The sequence below is a fragment of the Thauera phenylacetica B4P genome, from assembly GCF_000310225.1.
In the GTDB taxonomy this organism is placed as follows: domain Bacteria; phylum Pseudomonadota; class Gammaproteobacteria; order Burkholderiales; family Rhodocyclaceae; genus Thauera; species Thauera phenylacetica.
Genome location: NZ_AMXF01000317.1, coordinates 1 through 3545 on the forward strand (window position 1 = coordinate 1; position 3545 = coordinate 3545).

Genomic DNA, 3545 nt, shown 5'->3' on the forward strand with positions numbered 1-3545 from the left:
GCGCGGCCGGCGCACGTGCGGCGGGGCGCGGTGCGGCGGCAGGCGCTGCCGTGGCGGGCAGGTGTCCGCCCGCACCGAAAGGCATCAGCAAGGTGTATTCGCGCCGCAGGCGCGACTCGCAGACGTTCTCGATCACCAGTTTCAACACCGGCTCGCCGACGCGCGCGGCGTCGTGCACCACGAGGCGGGCGTCGGCGCCGCTGCCGGAAATGGCGATGCGGCCCTGCCGCAGGCTGGGGAACTCGCCGCCCGGAGCCGCGACGACGCGGAAGCACTCGGCGTCCGCACGGGTCGCGCCCGGCAGCCGGATCTCCGCGCGAAAGCTTTCTCCCATCGCCGACAGGGCGGCCACCTCGCCGAGGACGGCTGCGGCCGCGTGGGGGGCGGCGCCGAGGAAGACTGCGGCGAGGGCGATTGCGAGCGGCAGGTTGTTGTTGTTCATGTTCCGCGCATCCGGCGGTGGATCTCAGGATTGCCGAGTTTTAGCAGAGTCGCCGCAGGCATTCCAGCGACTCGTTCCGCAATCCGCTCGTGTTTCGCCCGGGGTGTGAACTATTCGGCATTTCGCGCTGCCACCGGAAGTCGGGGCCGGGCGCGTGCTGCCCTGCGCGGCCGGCGCGGTGCGCTTCGGGCCCATGCCTGTGCACCGCGCAAAACCAGTTATAATTATGGGGTCTTGCGACCGCGGCGTGTACGCCCGGTCCGCGGGTCGGGTCGGGGGGTCCCGATTCCAATGCGGTGGGCGACGGTCGAGGGAGACGGCGCCCGTCGTGGAGCGAGCGCTCCGAAGCATGCCATCAACCTGTTCGCGCCGGCTGCCGCCGTCGCGGCTTCGATCGAAGGGCAACCATGAAGATTCATGAGTATCAGGCAAAAGAACTGTTGAGGAAGTTCGGCGTCGTGACGCCGCGCGGTTTCCACTGCGTTTCCGTGGATGGCGCGGTCAAGGCGGCCGAGGAACTCGGCGGCAAGATCTGGGTGGTGAAGGCCCAGATCCACGCCGGCGGCCGCGGCAAGGGCGGTGGCGTCAAGCTCGCCCGCTCGCTCGACGAAGTGCGCCAGCACGCCAACGACATCCTCGGCATGCAACTGGTCACCCACCAGACCGGCCCCGAGGGCCAGAAGGTGCGCAACCTGCTGATCGAGGAAGGCGCCGACATCAAGCACGAATACTACGTTGCCGCGCTCACCGACCGTGCCACCCAGACCGTCGCCATGATGGCCTCGTCCGAAGGCGGCATGGACATCGAGGAGGTCGCGCACAGCACCCCCGAGAAGATCCTCAAGGAGTTCGTCGATCCGCTCGTCGGCCTCACCGACGCCCAGGCCGAGAACCTCGCCCGCGGCATCGGCGTGCCCGAGGCTTCGGTCGCCAAGGCGGTCGATGCGCTCAAGCGCCTCTACACCTGCTACATGGAAACCGATGCCTCGCTGGCGGAGATCAACCCGCTGATCCTCGAAGGCAACGGCAACATCAAGGCCCTGGACGCCAAGTTCAACTTCGACTCCAACGCCCTCTACCGTCACCCGGAGATCGTCGATTTCCGCGACTTCGACGAAGAGGACGCCGACGAGATCGAGGCCTCCAAGTTCGACCTCGCCTACATCAGCCTCGACGGCAACATCGGCTGCCTGGTGAACGGCGCCGGCCTGGCGATGGCCACCATGGACACGATCAAGCTGTTCGGCGCCGAGCCGGCCAACTTCCTCGACGTCGGCGGCGGCGCGACCACCGAGAAGGTCACCGAAGCCTTCAAGATCATGCTCAAGAACCCCAAGGTCAAGGGCATCCTGGTCAACATCTTCGGCGGCATCATGCGCTGCGACACCATCGCCACCGGCGTGGTCGCCGCGGCCAAGGAAGTTCACCTCTCCGTCCCGCTCGTGGTGCGCATGAAGGGCACCAACGAAGACCTCGGCAAGAAGATCCTCGCCGACTCGGGTCTGCCGATCATCACCGCCGACACGATGGCGGAAGCTGCGACCAAGATCGTCGCTGCGGTCAAGTAAGGAGAGCTTCGAATGTCCATCCTGATCAACAAAGACACCAAGGTCATCACCCAGGGCATCACCGGCAAGACCGGCCAGTTCCACACCGAGAAGTGCATCGAATACGCCAACGGCAAGAACTGCTTCGTCGCCGGCGTGAACCCGAAGAAGGCCGGCGAGAAGATCCTCGACGTGCCGATCTACGGCTCGGTCAAGGACGCCAAGGACGCCACCGGCGCCACCGTCTCGGTGATCTACGTGCCGCCCGCCGGCGCCGCCGCCGCGATCTGGGAGGCCTGCGAGGCCGACCTCGACCTGGCGATCTGCATCACCGAGGGCATCCCGGTCCGCGACATGCTGGTCGTGCGCAACAAGATGAAGCAGAAGGTCGCCGCCGGCGGCAAGGAAACCCTGCTGCTCGGCCCCAACTGCCCCGGCCTGATCACGCCCGACGAGATCAAGATCGGCATCATGCCCGGCCACATCCACCGCAAGGGCCGCATCGGCGTCGTGTCGCGCTCCGGCACGCTGACCTATGAAGCCGTGGCCCAGCTCACCGAGATCGGCCTCGGCCAGTCCTCGGCGGTCGGCATCGGCGGCGACCCGATCAACGGCCTCAAGCACATCGACGTGATGCGCATGTTCAACGACGATCCGGACACCGACGCGGTGATCATGATCGGCGAGATCGGCGGTCCGGACGAAGCCGAAGCCGCGCAGTGGTGCAAGGCCAACATGAAGAAGCCGATCGTCGGCTTCATCGCCGGCGTCACCGCGCCGGCCGGCAAGCGCATGGGCCACGCCGGCGCGCTGATCTCGGGCGGTGCCGATACCGCCGACGCCAAGCTCGCCATCATGGAAGAGTGCGGCTTCACGGTCACGCGCAACCCGTCCGAGATGGCCAAGCTGCTCAAGGCCATGCTGTAAGCCGTCCCTCGGGGCATACGCAGGGGCGCCGGATCTTCCGGCGCCCTTTTTTGTTAACCGGCGCGATGCGCGCGCTAGAATGGGCGACGGATTCCTCGCAGGCGGCGCGGGCGCGCCGGTCGTTCCACTTACACACGGGTATGGGCATGCCGAAGTTGGTTCTCAGCATGGACGGGCTGGTGCTCAAGGAGATGGCGCTCCTCAAGGAGCGCACCACCATCGGGCGCAAGCCGGACAACGACATCCAGATCGACAACCTCGCGATCAGCGGCCATCACGCGGTGATCACCTGCATCACCAACGACGCCTTCCTCGAGGACCAGAACAGCACCAACGGCACCTACCTCAACGGCCAGCCGGTCAAGAAGAACGTGCTGCGCAACAACGACGTCATCGAGCTCGGCAAGTACCGCATCAAATACCTCCTGGACGACGCCAAGCCGGGGCTGGCGCCGTCCGAGATGATCGAGACTGCCGCCTACAAGGCCTTCGAGATGCCGCGGGCCACGACCGAGACCGTGCTGCCGCCAGGTGCGCCGGCGCCGAGCGACACGCAGATCCTCTCCGCCGCGGCGCGCCAGGCCGGCGCCGCGGCCGCGGCGGCGTCCGCCGCCTCCGCGGCGGGGGAA

At 67.0% G+C, this 3545-nt stretch carries 4 protein-coding genes; 3 read left to right on the top strand and 1 reads right to left on the bottom strand.

Going from position 1 to position 3545, the window contains the following annotated elements; all coding sequences use genetic code 11:
• On the bottom strand, window positions 1–442 hold a 442-nt coding region (locus tag C667_RS21125; protein WP_004382760.1), incomplete at its 3' end, for a type IV pilus assembly protein FimV.
• Window positions 443–849: 407 nt separating this feature from the next.
• On the opposite strand from C667_RS21125, the gene sucC reads away from it, so the two are divergent.
• From sucC to C667_RS21140, 3 genes are all read left to right on the top strand, one after another.
• Complete coding sequence (sucC, locus tag C667_RS21130; RefSeq protein ID WP_004382761.1) at window positions 850–2010, top strand: ADP-forming succinate--CoA ligase subunit beta; 1161 nt, start codon at window positions 850–852, stop codon at window positions 2008–2010.
• A 12-nt stretch (window positions 2011–2022) separates the two neighbouring features.
• Window positions 2023–2916 (top strand): succinate--CoA ligase subunit alpha, encoded by an 894-nt coding sequence (gene sucD / locus C667_RS21135; protein WP_004382762.1) that lies wholly within the window; start codon window positions 2023–2025, stop codon window positions 2914–2916.
• Between the two features lie 146 nt (window positions 2917–3062).
• On the top strand, window positions 3063–3545 hold a 483-nt coding region (locus tag C667_RS21140), incomplete at its 3' end, for an FHA domain-containing protein (RefSeq protein WP_157302439.1).